Genomic DNA, 16464 nt, shown 5'->3' with positions numbered 1-16464 from the left:
ACCATCATACCGACCGTAACGTGGATCGCGGCCTCAGGAGCCCGCCCAACGCCCGGAACAGCACCCGCGCCATCAGCAGCACGGCCCGTTCATCGACCGTGAAAAGCGGGTGATGGTGCGGCGCACTCCCGGGCCCGCCGCATCCGATCCCGAGGAAGAGGCCGGGAACGCGCGCGGAGAACTCGGCGAAGTCATCGCTCGCGGTCAGCGGCGGAATCTCGGCCACGTCCGCCAGTCCGTCCGTCTGGATGGCCTCGCGGGCCATCGCAGCGAGCTCCGGCCGGTTGGCGAGCACGGGCGCATGTCCGGTCCACTCGACCGTCACGCGGCAGCCGAGGGCGGCCGCCACTCCGGAGCAGACTTCCTCGATGCGCCGGCGAGCCCTGCCCGCGGTCGCGACGTCGAGCCATCGGACGTTCCCGAGCAGGGTCACTTCTTCGGGCGCGGCGTTCGCGGCGTTCCCGCCATGGACCGCGCCGACCCCGATGACGAGGAGTTCGCCTACGGGTGTCTCCCGCGCGACAACGGCTTGGAGCGCCGTCGTGATGTGGGCCGCGGCAAGGATGCCGTCAGCGAATTGCCCCGGCGTCCCGGCGTGGCCGGCGCCGCCGGAAACGGTCACGCGGAAGAAGTCCGCCCCGGCGAGGACAACTCCCGGGTTCACGGACACCGTTCTGTAGGGAAGCGCCGAAAGGACGTGCGCGCCGAGCGCGCCGTCGATCCCGTCGAGGACTCCGTCGGCGACCATGGGAGCCGCTCCGGCCAGAAGCTCCTCGGCCGGTTGGAGGCAGAACCTCACCCCGCCGGCAAGACTGTCTCGATGTGCGGCAAGCACTTCGGCGACACCGAGCACGGCCGCGAGATGAACGTCATGGCCGCACACATGCGCCGCCGTACCGGTAGCCGCGAACGCGAGCCCCGTAGCCTCGCGGACTGGGAGGGCGTCGAGTTCGGCCCGCAGAAGGATGCGGGGGCCGTCATGGGCACCCTCGAGATCAGCGATCACCCCGGTACCGCCGACGCCGGTTCTCATCGAGAGCCCCATGCTCTCAAGTGCTTCGGCCAACCGTCCGGCGGTTCGGCTCACGTCGAACCCGACCTCAGGATGGGCGTGGAGCTCGCGGCGCACGGCGATGAGCTTCGGTTCGAGGGCAACGAGCGCGCGGTCTGCCTCGGTGATCGGCGCGAGCGGTCCCGCTTGGGCGGAGGGCGGGACCGCCGTCGTCCGCCCACCGCTCACGGTGACGCCGTTTCCGGGGCCGGGACGAACCCGAGCTGCATCAGCAGGGCGAGCTGATCGACGACGTGCCAGTGCTCGGCGAGCCGGCCGCCCTCGACGCGGTAGATGTCGATTCCCGCGATCTCGAACGACTTGCCGGTGGCGGGGAGCCCGAGGAACGGCTCGACGTGGGTGCCGCGGTTGCGCCAACGGACGACGACGCGATCGCCCTCCGCGATAACGTCCTCGACCGTGAAGCGCGGCTCGAGCGCCGTGACGAGCATCGACACTCGATCGCGCAGGCCCGACCGCCCTTCGCCCTGCCCGGGCATCGGATCGTTTTCGATGTAGCCCTCGACCGCAATCTCGTCGATCGCGCCAAGGGATCGCTTGTTGAGCACCTCTTCGTACAGGCGGCCTACAAGGCTGCGGGATATCTCGACCGACATGGTGTCCTCCTGCTGAGCTCGAAAGGAACGTGACACCGAACAGCCTGCGCCCCGGCGCGGTGCCGTGCCATGACAGGTACCCACCGGCTGGCCCACCGAGTTGGCGGGCCTCTGCTCCCGCTCGACGTACGGCCGCTCTAACCTTGGCGTAGAAGGAAGGTGTCGCATGGGCGCGGACGCTGCATTGTCCCAGGAACTCCGGCGGCTGCGCATCGCGGCCGGACTGACCCAGGAAGAGCTCGCAGAGCGGGCGGGCATCAGTGTTCGTGCCGTGAGTGATACGGAACGGGGTCTTCGCGGACGCCTCTATCCTGCGACGGCGGCGCGGCTGGCAGACGCGCTCGGCCTGGCGGAACGACGGAAGGAACGGTTCACCGCCCTCGCCCGCGGGATCGTTGGACCCGGCGGCCGGATGGCGCCGCTTCCGGTCTCCGGGACACCGATGCTCGGCCGCGACCGGGCCCTCGATGATCTCACTGCGCGTCTCCGCAACCCCTCGACGAGACTCGTCACGCTCACTGGTCCGGGCGGCGTGGGCAAGACCCGGCTCGCGCTCGCCGCAGCCGAGAAGTGTGGTCCGCTGTTCGACGACGGCGTGGCTTTCATCCAGTTTGCGAGCTGCCGCGACGCGGATGCGGCCGGCCTCGCGATCGCGACCGCCGTCGGCGCCAATGTCGCCCACGGCACGGTCGCGGACATGGTGTGCGCAGCGATCGGCGAGCGCCGGATGCTGCTCGTGTGCGACACGTTCGAAGGAGTCGTCGGGGCCGCACCCCTTGTCGGCGAAGTCCTTGCACGTTGCCAGCGAACGAGTGCTCTCGTGACGAGCAGGACCCCGCTGCGGCTCCTTGCCGAGCACCTCGTACGGGTCGAGCCGCTCGATGCGCCCGCAGCATGCGAGCTGTTCGCCGAGCGCGCCGCGGCCGCACGGCCGGGGCTTGAGCTCTCAGCCTCACTCTCTCTGGTCAACGACATCTGTGCGCGGGTGCAAGGCGTTCCCCTCGCGGTCGAGCTCGCTGCGGCGCGCGTGGCCCACCTCGGACTCGGGGACCTGAGAGAGCGCCTGAGCCACCAGCTCGAGATCCTCACCGGAGGACCGGTCGACGACGACGCGCGGCACCGAACCATCGAGGCCACCGTTGCGTGGAGCTACGGCCTCCTCGGGAACACGGCGAGGGAAGCCCTTGCGCAGCTCGCCGTGTTCGACGGGTGGGCGCTCACCGGCGCTCGGGCAGTCCTCGGCCGCGATCCGCTCCCGGATGTGAGCGCCCTCGTGGATCAGAGCCTCGCGGCAGCACCATCACCCGTCGAGGGCCACGGACGGTACCGGATGCTCGACGCCGTCCGCGAGTTCGGTGCCACGAGGCTCGTGGAATCAGGGGGCGACGCCGCAGCCCGCGACCGCCACGCGGCGTGGTTCCTACGCGCTGCAGAAGCGGAGGCCCTCGCGATCCGGCAGACGGGCCAGCACGGAGCCCACTGGGAGACATCAGCAGACCTCGGCAATCTCCGGCTCGCGTTCCGGTGGTTCACCGACGCCGGCCGGAGTATCGAGGCCTTACGGCTCGCCGCGTCGCTGTGGATGTTCTGGCTGTGGGAGGGTGGATTCTCGGAGGGGCGGGCATGGCTGCGCACGGCTCTCGCCGCTGCGGATGACGCCGATCCAACCCTCGCGGCCAAGGCCCGGTCGGGAGCCGGCTGGCTCGCTTACCTTCAGGGCGACTATGCCGAAGCACGGCTCCACGCGAGCGTGCTCCGGCGCCTCGCTGAGGCGGGCGGTCCACTGGGACGCAGGAACGCCCTCACGCTCCGGGGCATGATCGCGCTCGCCGACCGGCGCCCCGCCGAGGCAGCCGCCTTACTCCGCGAGGCCCTCGGCGCCGCACACGAGCTTGCCGGAGACCAGTGGCTCGTCGCGATCTCGACGCTCAACGACGGCGCGGGGCTCACCCATACCGCTCACCTCGTTGAAGCGGACCGCCGCTTCGCGGAGGCGCGGGACATGTTCGCCGAACTGGGCGACGAGACCTATCTGGCTCGCGCCGTCCGTCATGTCGCGGCGGTCCGGCTCTTGTGCGGCGACCTCCCCGGCGCGGCTCGGGCGCTCGACGAGAGCCTCGCGGTGGTGGGCGCAGCGGACGATCGGTGGGGGCTCGGCGAGACGTTGGAGGGGCTTGCCCACGTCGCTGCCGTGATGGGCAACGTGCGGCAAGCTGGGGCTCTCGCGGCGAGCGCCGCCGTCATCCGTCGCTCTCTTGGCGTGGCGCCGCATCCGTTCGACGCGATTCTCGCCGATCAGCATCTTGGTCCGCTCCGCGGCACCGAAGAGTTCGAACTGGGCTGGCAAGAGGGCGACGACGACCAGCTCGCCCCGCCATGGTGACGATCGTGGCGCCGTGCGACGTGGACGGTACGCGTTGGGGACATTGACAGAACGGTCTGTCCACCCTCATTCTGATAGCCATGGTCTCGGAAGCCGTTGGTGCAGCCATACCTGATCTTCCTGTCCCCGAGTTATGGGCGAGAGCCCGCGCCGGGGCATGGCCCTTCGGCTCCTTCGACCCCGAGGCGCCTGGAATTGCTGCGGATCCAGCCCGTGCAGGGCATTCAGCACGTGCAGTGCAACGTTCCGGCGCTCAGTTCGCCGGCTCAACGGTCCACATCTGCCCGGGCGCATGGGGAGTCCAGCACCGCGAGCAGTGAGCCTACTGGAACGGATCGGCGGCGGACCGACACGCCGCATCCTCGCCATCCCGGAATGGGGGAACGGCTCGACGTCGAGCATCCGCGGGCCTTCCCTCTCAGTGCTGGGGCCGTCGGGTCAGGCGCATGTCCTCGTTGAACGCCCAGGCCTGTCCGCCGTCGTGGGAGATCTCGGAGCGCCAGCGGAAGGCGTCGGCAGTGATCTCGGTGAAGCGCCAGCGCAGCTGCGGGTTCTCCTCGTCGCTGAGCAGGATGATCTCCTCGCCAGCCGGGCGGCCGATGAAGCGGCGGACTTTGCCGTTCACCGGCTCGACCCAGGTCGAGCGCCACGCTCCGAGAGCGCGGTCGTAGAAGCGGATGGTGGAGCCGTGGAATGCCAGCGGAGGCTGTCCTTCGCCGGGCTCGCCGCGGCCCGGAACGATCCAGACGTCTTGGACCGCGCGGCCGCCGAGCACCCACCCGAAGTGGAGCTCGCCGCGGCGGTCCGCTTCCCGCCCGCTTGAGTCGACGCCTGTCCAGGCCACGTCCCAGGATCCGACGAACCTGCCGAACAGCATCAGCTCCTCGGCGCGCCCGGGCGCGGGCCTGTCGGCGTGGAGGGCTTCGACCAGCCCCTGTCCGACACTTCCTGTCTGGGCCATCGGCCCCTCCTGTCTATCGTTCGCGGCTGCGGCCAAGCCGTTGACCGTTGCCGCAGAAGCCTTGCATGTCAACGGGCGCGCGCGGGCGACGGGCGGTCGAGGGAGCGGCGCCCGGGGCGGCCGTCGTCTCGCGGCCGGCTCCGGGAGCGGCGGCGCCTGCTAGTGCCCCTCGTCTGGTGCGAGGTCCGACCGGATGACGGTGCCTGTGCCGATCAGCTCCGACGGGGACGCCAGGAGCGGTGCGATCAGGCGTCCCACCGCGGGGCCCAGGACGGACAGCCCAGCCTGGGCGTCCTCGGCGCTCCTCCAGAGGTTCATGACGAAGTGACGGCCGTCCCCGAGGTCCACCGTGACGGTGCCGAGGAAGCCGGGCTGGGCCGCGTGGAGTGCGTCGAACTCGCGCAGGGCCTCACCGGCGCCGGCCAGCTTCGCCGGGTCGAAGGAGTTGATTCGCAGTACCGCATGCACGGCAGCCTCCAGATTTCTTGGCGGGCGCCCACCGGGACCCGGAGTCGAACCGCGGCAGGCCTTGACCTGCTCGACCGTGCTCCGGCGCCCGCGATGGGCGGATGGCGTTGGCCTTCGGGGGCCCTCGGCCGGCGGCCCCGTCAGGGTCCGGTTCACCTCATGGTCGGGGTCGATGGTGTTGTGGATGGTGACCGGCTGCGCTGGCGGCCGACGTGGTCTGCGGCAGTCCGGCGACTAGAACAGCGGCGACGGCGGCAGGGGTGACCGCCTGGACGGGCCCCGAGCCGAAGGACACGGCCGGCGGGGCGCCCAGCAGCGGCGCCGCCAAGGCCTACACGGCCAGCGCGGCACCTGTAGCGATGGCCAAGACGGCCAGGGATCCTGCCGTCGGAGTGTGTATGAAGCGATTCCCGGGCAGGCGCCCTCTCGGTCTGTCGTCCATTGCGGATCCCCTGTTCCTGTGGCGATACGATTAGATGGCTAACTACCTGCATAAAGTTAGTCAGCTAACTATCTCCTTGGCAAGGGGGACTCGTGGACTATGTCCAGGCCCGCGCACTCAACGGGGCCATCAGGACGATCGGCATGCGGCATAGGGCGCTGGCCGCGTCGGTCCTGCGCGGAGTCGGGCTTGCCGTCGGGCAGGAGGCGCTGATCATGGAGCTGGGCGAGCACGGGCCTAGGACCCAGGCGCAGCTGGCTGCGGCGGCCGGCTGCGAGCCGCCCACGATCACCTCCGCGGTGAGGCGTCTGGAAGCTCTGGGCCTGGTGGCCAGGCGCCCCTCGACACAGGACAGGCGGGCCGTGGTCGTGGAACTGACCGAGCGCGGTCGCGAGCTCTTGGACGACCTTGCCGCTGCCTGGGTGCAGCTCGCCGAGGCGAGCGTGGCCGGGCTGTCGCGCACCGGTGCCGAGGACCTGCTCGAGGGCCTGGGCGACCTTGCAGACAGCCTCCGGGCAGCCTCTGGCGGGCCTCGCCACTTCGCCCGAAAACCCCGGATGCCGAGCGATCACGAGGCTCCTGAATAGCCGCCAGTCCCGGACCCCATGGAGCGCGCCCTGTTCAGCATGAACGCTGTGCGCGCATATCTGGGCGTGGGCATGATCGGGATAATCCGTGCAGGCTTTCCTCACGCGGGGGCATGAGGAAAGTTGGCGGCCAGCCCACGGTTGTGGCGCCGCGGCCACAATCGAGCTCCGCCGGACCCGCGGACCCGCAAGTCCGTGCCCCGCTGTCCATTGACTACCGGGGCACCAGCGAACCGCTCGATACTGCCGACGAGATGGACCCCGCGCAGCCTCAAATCCGACGTGCGTGCTTCGCAAGAGATCAGAGGGCTGCCACATCGAGCTCTCTGAGCTGGAGCCGCAGCCAAGGGCTGAAGGCATAGGGCGCAGCGACCACTGCCGCGCGGAGCTGGGCGGCCGTGGTCCACTGCCACTCGCATACTTCGTCCGGGGCGGGAACGGGGTCCGTGGTTACGCGGGCACGGAACACGGGGCAGATCTCGTTCTCGACCATTCCTGAGGCATCGGTGGCGCGGTACCGGAAGGTTGGAAGGATAGCCGTGACGTCGGCGAGCTCGACTCCGAGCTCCTCGCGTGCGCGCCGACGGACGGCCTCGCCCAAGGGCTCTCCCGGCGCGGGGTGCCCGCAGAATGAGTTGCTCCATACGCCTGGCCACGTGGCCTTCGTGAGGGCGCGGCGGGTCACGAGCAGGCTGCCGTTCCCGTCCTGGATGTGGCAGGAGAACGCGAGATGGAGGGGCGTCTCCGTGCCGTGCACCGTCGCCTTGGGCGCCGTGCCGGCGGGCATGCCGTGGTCGTCGACCAGCTGAACGGAAGACCTATCGAAGAGCGTCCCCATGAGCCTTGCGCACCCCCTCTGGCGCGGCCTGCGCCTCCGCTGCGGCGGCGATACGTTGGGCCATGCCTTTGAACACGACTCCGTGGAACGGCAAGACGGCGGCCCAGTAGAGCCGCCCCGCGAGCCCGCGGGGCACAAAGACGGCCCTCTGGGAGTACAGGCTTCCGGCCCCTCTCGCGGCGACGGACATCTCGAGCCATGCCCGGCCGGGTACACGCATCTCCGCGCGGAGCCTGAGCAGTCGGCCTCGCTCGAGCGCCTCGACACGCCACCAGTCCAGCGCGTCTCCGAGCTGGAGCCGGCGCGGGTCGCGGCGGCCCCGCCGCAGCCCGACCCCACCGGCGATCTTGTCGATCCACCCCCGCACGGCCCACGCGAGGGGAAACGAGTACCACCCGGTCTCGCCGCCGATCCCCTCGACAACGGCCCACAGCTCTGCCGGCGGCGCGGTCGTCGACTGCGTTCGAGTATCCGTGAAGACAGTGCTCCCGGCCCAGTCGGGGTCGCTGGGGAGCGGATCAGACGGGGACGAGCCGGCGGCCGAGCCCGCCCACGTCGTCTCCACCTCGCCGCGCCTGATCTTCGCGAGCGCAAGCTCTACGGATCGCGTGTATGCGGTGAGGCCGTCTTCGGGAGGGGGGATGTACCGTTCGATCTCGGTCTCGCGGACAATGCAGTCGTTCTGAAGCGATTCGATGAGCGGCACGGCGAGGGCGCGCGGTATGGGGGTGACGAGATTGACCCATTGCGCCGCGAGCCAGGGGGTAAGCACCGGGAGAGGTCGGATGAGCGGCGGACGCAGTCCCGCGACCCGCGCGTAGCCGCGCATCATCTCGGCGTACGTCAGAATGTCGGGTCCGCCGATGTCGAAGGTGCGGTTGACGTCGCCGGGGAGGTCAGCTGCCTTTTCAAGGTAGTGCAGCGCGTCCCGCACTGCGATTGGTTGTACATGGTTGAGCACCCAGCGCGGGGCGGGCATGACGGGCAGGACATCGGTGAGGTGGCGCACCATTTCGAAGCTTGCCGAACCCGAGCCGATCACGAGGCCAGCCTGGAGCACCGCGGTGGGCACACCGGACGCGAGAAGGATCCGGCCCACTTCGGATCGCGATTTGAGGTGGCGGCTGAGATTCGTGCCTGGGTTGAGTCCGCTGAGGTACACAATGCGAGAGGCGCCTGCTGAGGACGCGGCGCAGGAGAGGGCTCTGGCCCCGGCGAGCTCCCGCGCCGCGAAGCTGCCGTCGGCTCGGGCGCCCATTGAGTGGACGAGGTAGTAGGCCACGTCGACCTTCTCGCACAGCGCCTCGACTGTGCCCGGGTCTTCAAGGCTTCCGGCGACGATCTCAACGTCGTCGCGCCAGGGCACGTCCCGCAGCTTCGCTGGATTTCTTGTGAGCACGCGGACGCGATTCCCGGCGGCGAGGAGCCGTGGAACGAGGCGCCCGCCGATGTAGCCCGTCGCGCCGGTGACGGCGATCGTGCGGGTCATGCGCGGCCTTCCCACCGCCTGCGGGCGGCGAATGCGAGGCTTCCTCCCAAGACTGCTGCGGCCGCCGCCGTGGCCTCGAGGGCAACCCCGGGCAGGGCCAGTGGTCCGCCGGCACGTGCCACCGCGATCCACGCGAGCCCCCAGGCGAGGGCGAGCACCGGGGACCATCGTCCTCGCGAGCCGAGTGCGAGCCCCACCGCGGCGGTCAGGAGAAGTACGACGGCGGCGGTGGGCTCGGCGGGCAAGCTGACCTTCGCCCATGCGAGGAGTGCAGCCACGTTGGCCACTGTCGCCACGCAGATCCAGCCTAGATAGAGCCCGAACGTCACGTCGCTCAGGGCTGCCTCGAGGCGTGAACCGGGGCGCAGGGAGAGGCTTAGCGCGAAGATGCGTGAAAGGACTCCGAGCAGGGCGAGCATGATCGCGAGGCTCGCGGGCACGGAGCCGAGTTGGACCGCCCAGAGCCACGCTGCGTTGAGCAGCATTGACGCAGCGGCCCAGGGCCTGATCCGCCCCTGACGTTGGCTGCGGCGGGCTGCGGGAAGGAGCTGCCACACGGCGTAGCCGAGAAGCCCGGCGTAGATCACGCTCCAGACCGAGAACGCGGGAACGCCTGGGGCAAGGGGCGTCGCGACGCTGGAGAAGTAGCCCCCCGCTGCGGATGCCACCGGGGTGCCGCCGAATGCGCCGCTGCCCACGGCAGCGAGGAGGAGGGCGACGACGGCCGAGGCCGCCGTGAAGACGCCCGGCGTCGCCGGGGAAGGTCTGGGTGTTGTCCCGAGAACGGCCATGCGAGCTCCTCTAGACAGTCGAATTTTTCTCGATCATCATATTTCTCGAAGATCGAGCTATCAAGACTGGGAGACGCAGTGGACGGGACGGTCATCGCACCAGCGGCAACGCAGCGCGGTCAACGGGCAAAGGGCCGAATCCGGGAGGGATTCGGCCTCGGCTGGGGGGAGGTGGCCGAGCGCGTCGAGACCGTCCTGACGGACTGCGTCGCGACCGCGAAGCAGCGCTCGTCCTCCGGGCCGGCGCGGGAACTGTGGGACCGAATAGGGGATTCGCTCGAGGGCGGCAAGCGCCTCCGCCCCCATCTCGCATGGCTGGCCTATGCAGCGTTCGGTGGCGACGACGCCAAGGTCTGTGCCGCTGCCGGAGCATCGTTCGAGTTCCTCCACGGGGCGCTTGTGGTCCATGACGACGTGATAGACCGCGATGTTGTGCGGCGGGGACGCCTCAACATCGCCGGCGTCTACGGGTCAGAGGCCGAGGCACGCGGGTTCGCGACAGTTGACGCGCAGCACGTCGGCAACTCGGTGGCGATCATCGCGGGCGACCTCCTTCTCGCGGCGGCCTTTCGTGTGATGGAGGGCGCCGTGGCGGACCCCGAAAAGCGTGCCCGCCTCCTCGACCTGCTCCACGGCGCGGTGACGGACGCCGCGACCGGAGAACTTGCCGACGTCCTGATGGCCCATTCTTCGGGGTCGATGGAGGAGGTCCTCGAGATGGAGCGCCTCAAGACGGCCGTGTACTCATTTGAGGCGCCGCTGCGAGCGGGGGCCTTGCTCGCGGGTGCCCGCGATGCCGAAGTGGACGCATTAGGTCGGGTCGGCAGCCTCATCGGTGTGGCATACCAGGCGATCGACGATGTGCTGGGAACCTTCGGTGACCCCCGCCAGACCGGCAAGCCCGTCTCTTCGGACCTCCGGGAGGGCAAGCTTACGGTCCTCACGGCCTTCGCGGGCGGCGACCCCGACGTCGCCGCCCATCTGGGCGCCGCGCGGGACCGCCGCGACGACCTCGTACGCGAGGACCTGGCACGCGACGCCCTGCACCGCGCGGGCGCAGACGGCTACGCCCTCAGTCTGGCCCACGCGCTCGTCACTGAGGCGCTCGACGAGGCCCGCAGCTCCGACCTTCCTGCGGCCTTGCGCTCGGAGCTCACGCGCCTCTGCAACCACCTTCTCCACCGGGAGCACTGATGCCCGCCACCCCTCACCTCCTGGGCTCTGCCCGCCGTTTTGGCTCCGGCCGCGGCGTCATCCTTGACCCGCTGCAGCGCTACGCGGCCGCAGCCACGGCGAGTTCCGCCGTCGTCATCCGAAGCTACTCGACGTCGTTCGGGCTGGCATGCCGCCTACTCGGACCGTCCATCCGACCCGACATCGAGAACATCTACGCGCTCGTGCGCCTTGCCGACGAGGTCGTGGACGGCGCGGCGGCTGGGGCGGGCCTGCCGGTAGATGCGGTGAGCGCTCAACTTGACCGCCTTGAAGGTGAGACCTTCGCGGCCCTCGAGTGCGGCTACAGCACCAATCTCGTGGTGCACGCCTTTGCCCAAACCGGCCGAAAAGTGGGAATCGGGCACGATCTCGTAGCGCCGTTCTTCGCCTCCATGCGGCGAGACTGCGAAACCAGCTCGCATTCGAGCGAGTCGCTGGGCGAGTACATCTATGGTTCGGCCGAGGTCGTGGGCCTCATGTGCCTGCAGGCCTTCCTTGCGGGAGCAAATCCTTCGGCCGCCGAGCTCGGGGTCATGACCGAGTCCGCGAGGCGTCTCGGCGCGGCATTCCAGAAGGTGAACTTCCTCCGCGATCTCGGCCAGGACTCCGCGGAGCTGGGCCGCAAGTACTTTCCGGGGGTCGATGCTCGGCACCTGAACGGGGGTCAGAAGGGCGAGCTGGTCGCCGACCTCCGCGCGGACCTCGACGCCGCGGTGCCCGGCCTCGAGATCCTCCCTCACTCGTCCCGCCGGGCCGTCGCCCTGGCCCACGCGCTCTTCTCAGAGCTCGCGGACCGCCTCGACGCATGCCCCGCGGAGGTGCTCGTGACCACCCGCATCAGCGTGCCGCCGGGCGTCAAGGCCAGGCTCGCCGCCGCGGCACTACTCGGCCGCACGCCTACGAGGCCTGCCTCGTGGATGCCCGAGAGGGCCGCGTGATGGCCAAGATGGCGCGTCGGGGTGTCCGCGTGGGACTGCCGCGCCAGCGGAAGAATGTGGTCGTCATCGGCGGTGGGGTCGCGGGTCTCGCCGCCGCCGCTCTCCTCGCAAGGGACGGGCACGCCGTCCAGCTCTTCGAGCAAGGTGCCGCCCTCGGAGGGCGAGCGGGCCGATGGGAGGCAGGCGGCTTCCGATTCGACACTGGACCCTCGTGGTACCTGATGCCCGAGATCATCGACCATTGGTTCCGGCTCATGGGCACGAGCGCGGAAGAGGAGCTCGAGCTCACACGTCTCGATCCGGCATATCGTGCCTTCTTCGAAGGCCAAGAATCACCTCTCGACGTTCCAGGCGAGCGTCACCGCGCCGTGGCCCTGTTCGAGTCACTCGATTCGGGGTCTGGGGAGGCGCTCGAGCGATATCTCGATGAGGCCGCCGACGCCTACGGGGTCGCCACGCGCAGATTCCTGTACGACGACTTCTCCTCCCTTCGCGGCCTCGCGAGCCCGGAGGTCCTGCGGCGCGCGCCCCGGCTGGCCCGGCTCGTGACGCAGACCCTCGACGCCAGGATCTCGCGCCGCTTCGGCGACCTTCGCGAGCGCCAGATCCTCGGATACCCTGCGGTGTTCCTCGGGACAACGCCCTTCCTCGCGCCCGCCCTGTACCAGCTCATGAGCCACCTCGACCTCAGCCAAGGCGTCCTCTACCCCCAAGGCGGATTCGCCGCACTTGTCGACGCGATGGAACGGCTCGCCCGGGATGCGGGGGTCCAGGTACACCTCGGCGCGCAGGCCACACGGATCATCACGGGCCCGGCCCGCGGCGGCGCGCGCGTCGAGGGCGTCGAGTGGACGGACGACGGCGGCCGGCCGCACCGCACGGGGGCGAACATCGTCGTGGGGGCGGCCGATCTCCACCACCTCGAAACCGAGTTGCTCCCTCCGGCACTGCGCAGCCACCCTGAGGGGTCGTGGGCACACCGTGATCCTGGACCCGGGGCCATCCTGGCCTGCCTCGGAGTGCGAGGCAGGCTCCCAACGCTCGCCCATCACAACCTCTTGTTCACGCGAGAGTGGCGCGAAACCTTCCGGCGGATAAGGCTGGGCCAGAGGCTCCCCGACGAGACCTCGCTCTACGTGTCGCGAGCGAGCGCGACCGATCCGAACGCCGCGCCGATCGGTGACGAGAGCCTCTTCGTCCTCATCCCAGCGCCAGCCCGGCCGGACTGGGGGCGAGGCGGGCTCGACGGCGCAGGAGCGCCGGCCGTCGAGGCGACGGTCGACCTGGCCATCCGCCAGGTCTCCTCGTGGGCGCGGATCCCTGACCTCGCTGAGCGCATCGCGGTGCGGCGAACGTTCGGCCCCGCGGACTTCGCCGTGGATTTCAACGCCTGGCGGGGCGGGGCGCTGGGACTCGCCCACACGCTGGGGCAGAGCGCCTTCCTCCGGCCCGGCAACGCAAGCCGGACGGTGGCGGGCCTGCTCTACGCCGGGGCTTCCGTGCGCCCTGGGATCGGGGTTCCGATGTGCCTGATCAGCGCCGAACTCGTGCTCAAGCGAGTCCGCGGCGATCGCTCCCCGGGCCCGTGGAGAACCCTCCGGCGAGCGCACCCTCGCCCTGGCGGGGACTCCAACCGGCTTCCCCACGGGACGGCAGGGAGAACTGAGCGGGCATGACGTACTTGATCTTCCTGCTCGCGGCGTCCGGCTGCCTCGCCGCCGTGGACCATCGCTTCCGCCTTTTCCTCTGGCGGGCGCCCAGGGCCGGCGCGGCCGTGGTGGCCTTGGGAACCGCCTTATTCCTGGCATGGGACATGGCGGCCATCGCGGCGGGGATTTTCGAACTCGGCGGGTCCCCGCTCATGACCGGGATCCTCCTCGCGCCCGGGCTCCCGCTCGAGGAGCCCGTCTTCCTGGCGTTTTTCTGCTATACGGCGATGGTGGCATTCGCCTCTGCGGAACGGCTCCTCTCGCAGCGCAGCTCTGCACGGGCTCACGAGCGGCGCAACGGGGCCAAGCGATGAGGCCCTACGCGATCACCGACGTCATCTTCCTCCTCGGGGTGGGGACGGCAGTCATTGTGCTGGCAGCGGTGAGGCGCAGCGCCGTGCCCTGGGTCTCCGTGATCGCGGGCGGGGTCGGACTCGTCACGCTGACGGCAGTGTTCGACAACGTGATGATCGCGGTGGGCCTCTTCCGCTACCGGACCGAAACTCTGGCTGGCCTCACGGTCGGGCTAGCGCCACTCGAGGACTTCGCCTACCCGGTGGCGGCCGCGGTACTGTTGCCCACCCTGTGGCGTTGGCTGCGTCGCACTGACCGCGGGGCCGAACCCGAGGAGCCAAGATGAGTGTCCTGGCGGCCGTGCGAGCGGGGACCGTCCGCGACCTCATCGTCTCGTCCCGACCGCTTTCGTGGGTCAACACCGCGTATCCGTTCGCGGCCGCATACCTTCTCGCCGCCGGACGGATCGACTGGCGCCTGATCCTCGGGACGGTGTTCTTCCTCATTCCGTACAACGCGGCGATGTACGGAACCAATGACGTCTTCGACTACGAATCCGATCTTCGGAACCCACGCAAAGGCGGCGTCGAGGGCGCCGTCCTCGATCCGTCCACGCACGGTACCGTCCTGTGGCTCTCCTGGGGTTCGTGTGTGCCGATCGTTGCCGCGCTCGTCGCGGGGGGACCGTCCGCGAGCTGGGCTGTGCTGGCTGTCTCGCTCTTCTCGGTCGCCGCCTACAGCGTGCCCGGGCTCCGCTTCAAGGAACGCCCGGTCCTCGATTCCGTCACGTCGAGCACGCATTTCGTCTCCCCCGCCGTCTACGGGCTCGCACTCGCGGGCTGGCATCCCTCCGCTTCGGGCGTGGCCGCGCTCGGTGCGTTCTTCGTCTGGGGCGTCGCGAGCCACGCGTTCGGTGCCGTCCAGGACATCGTGCCGGACCGAAACGCCGGGATCGCCTCGAGCGCGACCCTCTTCGGTGCGCGCATCACCGTCCGGCTCGCTTTCGTCTGCTACCTCGGCGCCGGCGCCATCCTGCTGGCCGCCGGAGGGGACGCACGGTGGGCGGGCCTCTTGGCTCTTCCGTATGCCGCGAACGTCGCCCCCTACGTGGCGACTGCAGACGCTCGGTCCGGCCGCGCCCGCGCCGGCTGGCGCCGATTTCTCTGGCTCAACTACGTGACAGGATTCGCCGTCACAATCTTGCTGATTGCTTTGGAGTTTGGCCGAGAGGCCGGCCGATGAACCGCCCCCCGACCTCCATCGTGTGGTTCCGCGACGATCTCCGGGTCGCGGACCATCCCGCGCTCCGTGCCGCGATGGACGCCGGCCCGGCGCTCGCCCTCTACGTGCTCGACGAGTCCTCGCCCGGCATCCGCCCGCTCGGCGGCGCCGCGCGCTGGTGGCTTCACCGCGGGCTCGAGGCGCTTAGAGACGAACTCGAGCACCTCGGCGTCCCGCTCGTCCTGCGGCGGGGGCCGGCCGCCGCGGTCGTCCCTTCGGTTGCCGCCCAGGCGACGCCGGCTCGGTGTTCTGGAACCGGCGCTACGGGTGGCCCGAGCGGCGGGCGGACGAGGCGGTCAAGGCGCTCGCGCGGGCGGCGGGCCGCCGCGCGTCGAGCTTTCAGGGATCGCTGCTCCACGAGCCCTGGAAGTCACGACGCGCCAGGGCGGGCACTACAAGGTCTTCACGCCGTTCTGGAACGAGCTGAGCTCGCGGGACTTCCGCCGCCCGCTGGCGGCACCGGGCCCCCAGGGTTCGGGCCGGCGAGGCTGCCGCACGGCGACGCCCTCGAGGACTGGGGGCTCCTGCCGCGCGATCCCGACTGGTCCGCGCCGCTCGCCGAAGCCTGGGCGCCCGGCCCGCGCGCCGGGCGCGCGCCCTCGAGGGCTTCGCGGAGGGCCCGCTCGCGGACTACGCCGACGCGCGCGAGCGCCCCGGCCGCGAGGGTTCGAGCCGCCTCTCGCCCTACCTGCGCTGGGGCACGTGAGCCCGTTCGAGGTGTGGCATGCTCTCGGCGCGCGGCGCCGGGACGCCTCGGGCGGGAGTGCCGCGTTCGCGTCGGAGCTGGGCTGGCGCGAGTTCGCGTGGCATCAGCTGTACCACCACCCAGACCTCGCGACGGTGAATCTGCGACGCGAGTTCGACGCCTACCCGTGGTGGTCGCCGGGCGCGGGCGCTGACCGTGGGGACGGCGGCGCTCCCCTTGAGGGGGGCTCGGACGACGGCGGGGCTCCCGTTGAGGGGAAGCGGCGCTGCTCGAGGCGTGGCGGCGAGGGCGGACCGGCTTCCCGCTCGTCGACGCGGGCCAGCGCGAGCTGTGGGACACGGGGTGGATGCACAACCGCGTCCGCATGGTCTCGGCAAGCCTGCTCGTGAAGAATCTCGGGATCGACTGGCGCCTCGGGAGCAGTGGTTCTGGGACACGCTCGTCGACGCGGATGCCGCCTCGAACCCGTTCAACTGGCAGTGGGCGGCCGGCTGCGGCGCGGACGCCGCCCCGTTCTTCCGCATCTTCAACCCGCTCACCCAGGCGAAGACCTACGATCCCGACGGCTCGTACGTTCGCCGCTGGGTCCCCGAGCTCGGCGGGGACGGGTACGCCGGGCCGTGCGTGGATCTCGCTGAGTCGAGGCGGACGCCCTCGAGGCCTACCGGTCGCTGCGCGGGGACACGGGATAGCG

Annotated in this window: 15 protein-coding genes and 1 pseudogene; 9 read left to right on the top strand and 7 right to left on the bottom strand. The window is 70.3% G+C overall.

Annotated features, from left to right (window positions below; all coding sequences use genetic code 11):
* Positions 1-4 precede the first annotated feature (4 nt).
* Both ACOKR1_RS02495 and ACOKR1_RS02490 read right to left on the bottom strand, forming a co-directional pair.
* Positions 5-1240 (bottom strand): M20 metallopeptidase family protein, encoded by a 1236-nt coding sequence (locus ACOKR1_RS02495; RefSeq protein WP_422935200.1) that lies wholly within the window; start codon positions 1238-1240, stop codon positions 5-7.
* The gene (locus ACOKR1_RS02490; RefSeq protein WP_422935199.1) at positions 1237-1668 is read right to left on the bottom strand and encodes an ester cyclase; all 432 of its coding nucleotides are present in this window, start codon (positions 1666-1668) and stop codon (positions 1237-1239) included. The genes ACOKR1_RS02495 and ACOKR1_RS02490 overlap by 4 nt, the downstream gene beginning before the upstream one ends.
* Positions 1669-1834: 166 nt before the next feature.
* On the opposite strand from ACOKR1_RS02490, the gene ACOKR1_RS02485 reads away from it, so the two are divergent.
* Positions 1835-4051, top strand: coding sequence for an ATP-binding protein (locus ACOKR1_RS02485; protein WP_422935198.1), 2217 nt, complete (start codon positions 1835-1837; stop codon positions 4049-4051).
* 418 nt (positions 4052-4469) lie between these two features.
* On the opposite strand, the gene ACOKR1_RS02480 is transcribed toward ACOKR1_RS02485, so the two are convergent.
* Positions 4470-5012: a hypothetical protein gene (locus ACOKR1_RS02480; RefSeq protein ID WP_422935197.1), complete on the bottom strand. Its 543-nt coding sequence runs from the start codon at positions 5010-5012 to the stop codon at positions 4470-4472.
* 159 nt (positions 5013-5171) lie between these two features.
* Positions 5172-5480, bottom strand: a complete 309-nt coding sequence (locus ACOKR1_RS02475) for a hypothetical protein (RefSeq protein ID WP_422935196.1) — start codon at positions 5478-5480, stop codon at positions 5172-5174.
* A 534-nt stretch (positions 5481-6014) separates the two neighbouring features.
* On the opposite strand from ACOKR1_RS02475, the gene ACOKR1_RS02470 reads away from it, so the two are divergent.
* Complete coding sequence (locus ACOKR1_RS02470) at positions 6015-6509, top strand: MarR family winged helix-turn-helix transcriptional regulator (RefSeq protein ID WP_422935195.1); 495 nt, start codon at positions 6015-6017, stop codon at positions 6507-6509.
* 301 nt (positions 6510-6810) lie between these two features.
* Here ACOKR1_RS02470 and idi read toward each other — a convergent pair whose 3' ends face one another.
* The 3 genes from idi to ACOKR1_RS02455 are packed head-to-tail and all read right to left on the bottom strand — an operon-like array spanning position 6811 to position 9627.
* Positions 6811-7347 (bottom strand): isopentenyl-diphosphate Delta-isomerase, encoded by a 537-nt coding sequence (gene idi / locus ACOKR1_RS02465; RefSeq protein ID WP_422935194.1) that lies wholly within the window; start codon positions 7345-7347, stop codon positions 6811-6813.
* Positions 7328-8836 (bottom strand): SDR family oxidoreductase, encoded by a 1509-nt coding sequence (locus ACOKR1_RS02460; protein ID WP_422935193.1) that lies wholly within the window; start codon positions 8834-8836, stop codon positions 7328-7330. Before ACOKR1_RS02460 ends, idi begins: the two co-directional genes overlap by 20 nt.
* Positions 8833-9627, bottom strand: coding sequence for a TspO/MBR family protein (locus ACOKR1_RS02455; protein ID WP_422935192.1), 795 nt, complete (start codon positions 9625-9627; stop codon positions 8833-8835). Before ACOKR1_RS02455 ends, ACOKR1_RS02460 begins: the two co-directional genes overlap by 4 nt.
* 171 nt (positions 9628-9798) lie before the next feature.
* On the opposite strand from ACOKR1_RS02455, the gene ACOKR1_RS02450 reads away from it, so the two are divergent.
* The 7 genes and pseudogenes from ACOKR1_RS02450 to ACOKR1_RS02420 all read left to right on the top strand — a co-directional run bounded on the left by ACOKR1_RS02450 (position 9799) and on the right by ACOKR1_RS02420 (position 16462).
* Positions 9799-10821: a polyprenyl synthetase family protein gene (locus ACOKR1_RS02450; RefSeq protein ID WP_422935191.1), complete on the top strand. Its 1023-nt coding sequence runs from the start codon at positions 9799-9801 to the stop codon at positions 10819-10821.
* Entirely contained in the window at positions 10821-11780 is a 960-nt protein-coding gene (locus ACOKR1_RS02445) for a phytoene/squalene synthase family protein (RefSeq protein WP_422935190.1), read from the top strand. The genes ACOKR1_RS02450 and ACOKR1_RS02445 overlap by 1 nt, the downstream gene beginning before the upstream one ends.
* Positions 11756-13456: a phytoene desaturase family protein gene (gene crtI, locus ACOKR1_RS02440; RefSeq protein ID WP_422935189.1), complete on the top strand. Its 1701-nt coding sequence runs from the start codon at positions 11756-11758 to the stop codon at positions 13454-13456. Before ACOKR1_RS02445 ends, crtI begins: the two co-directional genes overlap by 25 nt.
* Positions 13453-13803: a lycopene cyclase domain-containing protein gene (locus ACOKR1_RS02435; protein WP_422935188.1), complete on the top strand. Its 351-nt coding sequence runs from the start codon at positions 13453-13455 to the stop codon at positions 13801-13803. The genes crtI and ACOKR1_RS02435 overlap by 4 nt, the downstream gene beginning before the upstream one ends.
* Complete coding sequence (locus ACOKR1_RS02430) at positions 13800-14129, top strand: hypothetical protein (RefSeq protein ID WP_422935187.1); 330 nt, start codon at positions 13800-13802, stop codon at positions 14127-14129. Before ACOKR1_RS02435 ends, ACOKR1_RS02430 begins: the two co-directional genes overlap by 4 nt.
* A complete protein-coding gene (locus tag ACOKR1_RS02425; protein ID WP_422935186.1) occupies positions 14126-15025 on the top strand; it encodes a prenyltransferase in 900 nt (299 codons plus the stop codon). Before ACOKR1_RS02430 ends, ACOKR1_RS02425 begins: the two co-directional genes overlap by 4 nt.
* A pseudogene (locus ACOKR1_RS02420) lies at positions 15022-16462 on the top strand (cryptochrome/photolyase family protein). Before ACOKR1_RS02425 ends, ACOKR1_RS02420 begins: the two are co-directional and overlap by 4 nt.
* Positions 16463-16464: the final 2 nt, after the last annotated feature.

The sequence above is a fragment of the Sinomonas sp. P47F7 genome (genome assembly GCF_049332655.1).
GTDB lineage: Bacteria > Actinomycetota > Actinomycetes > Actinomycetales > Micrococcaceae > Sinomonas.
The sequence above is the reverse complement of the archived record's forward strand: the minus strand, read 5'-3'. Positions and strand labels throughout refer to the sequence as shown.

Bases quoted from the DNA above. Each gene is read 5' to 3' on its own strand.
- ACOKR1_RS02490 (WP_422935199.1), bottom strand. From the start codon at position 1,668: ATGTCGGTCGAGATATCCCGCAGCCTTGTAGGCCGCCTGTACGAAGAG.
- ACOKR1_RS02455 (WP_422935192.1), bottom strand. From the start codon at position 9,627: ATGGCCGTTCTCGGGACAACACCCAGACCTTCCCCGGCGACGCCGGGC.
- ACOKR1_RS02480 (WP_422935197.1), bottom strand. From the start codon at position 5,012: ATGGCCCAGACAGGAAGTGTCGGACAGGGGCTGGTCGAAGCCCTCCAC.
- ACOKR1_RS02425 (WP_422935186.1), top strand. From the start codon at position 14,126: ATGAGTGTCCTGGCGGCCGTGCGAGCGGGGACCGTCCGCGACCTCATC.
- ACOKR1_RS02485 (WP_422935198.1), top strand. From the start codon at position 1,835: ATGGGCGCGGACGCTGCATTGTCCCAGGAACTCCGGCGGCTGCGCATC.
- ACOKR1_RS02445 (WP_422935190.1), top strand. From the start codon at position 10,821: ATGCCCGCCACCCCTCACCTCCTGGGCTCTGCCCGCCGTTTTGGCTCC.
- ACOKR1_RS02430 (WP_422935187.1), top strand. From the start codon at position 13,800: ATGAGGCCCTACGCGATCACCGACGTCATCTTCCTCCTCGGGGTGGGG.
- ACOKR1_RS02435 (WP_422935188.1), top strand. From the start codon at position 13,453: ATGACGTACTTGATCTTCCTGCTCGCGGCGTCCGGCTGCCTCGCCGCC.
- ACOKR1_RS02460 (WP_422935193.1), bottom strand. From the start codon at position 8,836: ATGACCCGCACGATCGCCGTCACCGGCGCGACGGGCTACATCGGCGGG.
- idi (WP_422935194.1), bottom strand. From the start codon at position 7,347: ATGGGGACGCTCTTCGATAGGTCTTCCGTTCAGCTGGTCGACGACCAC.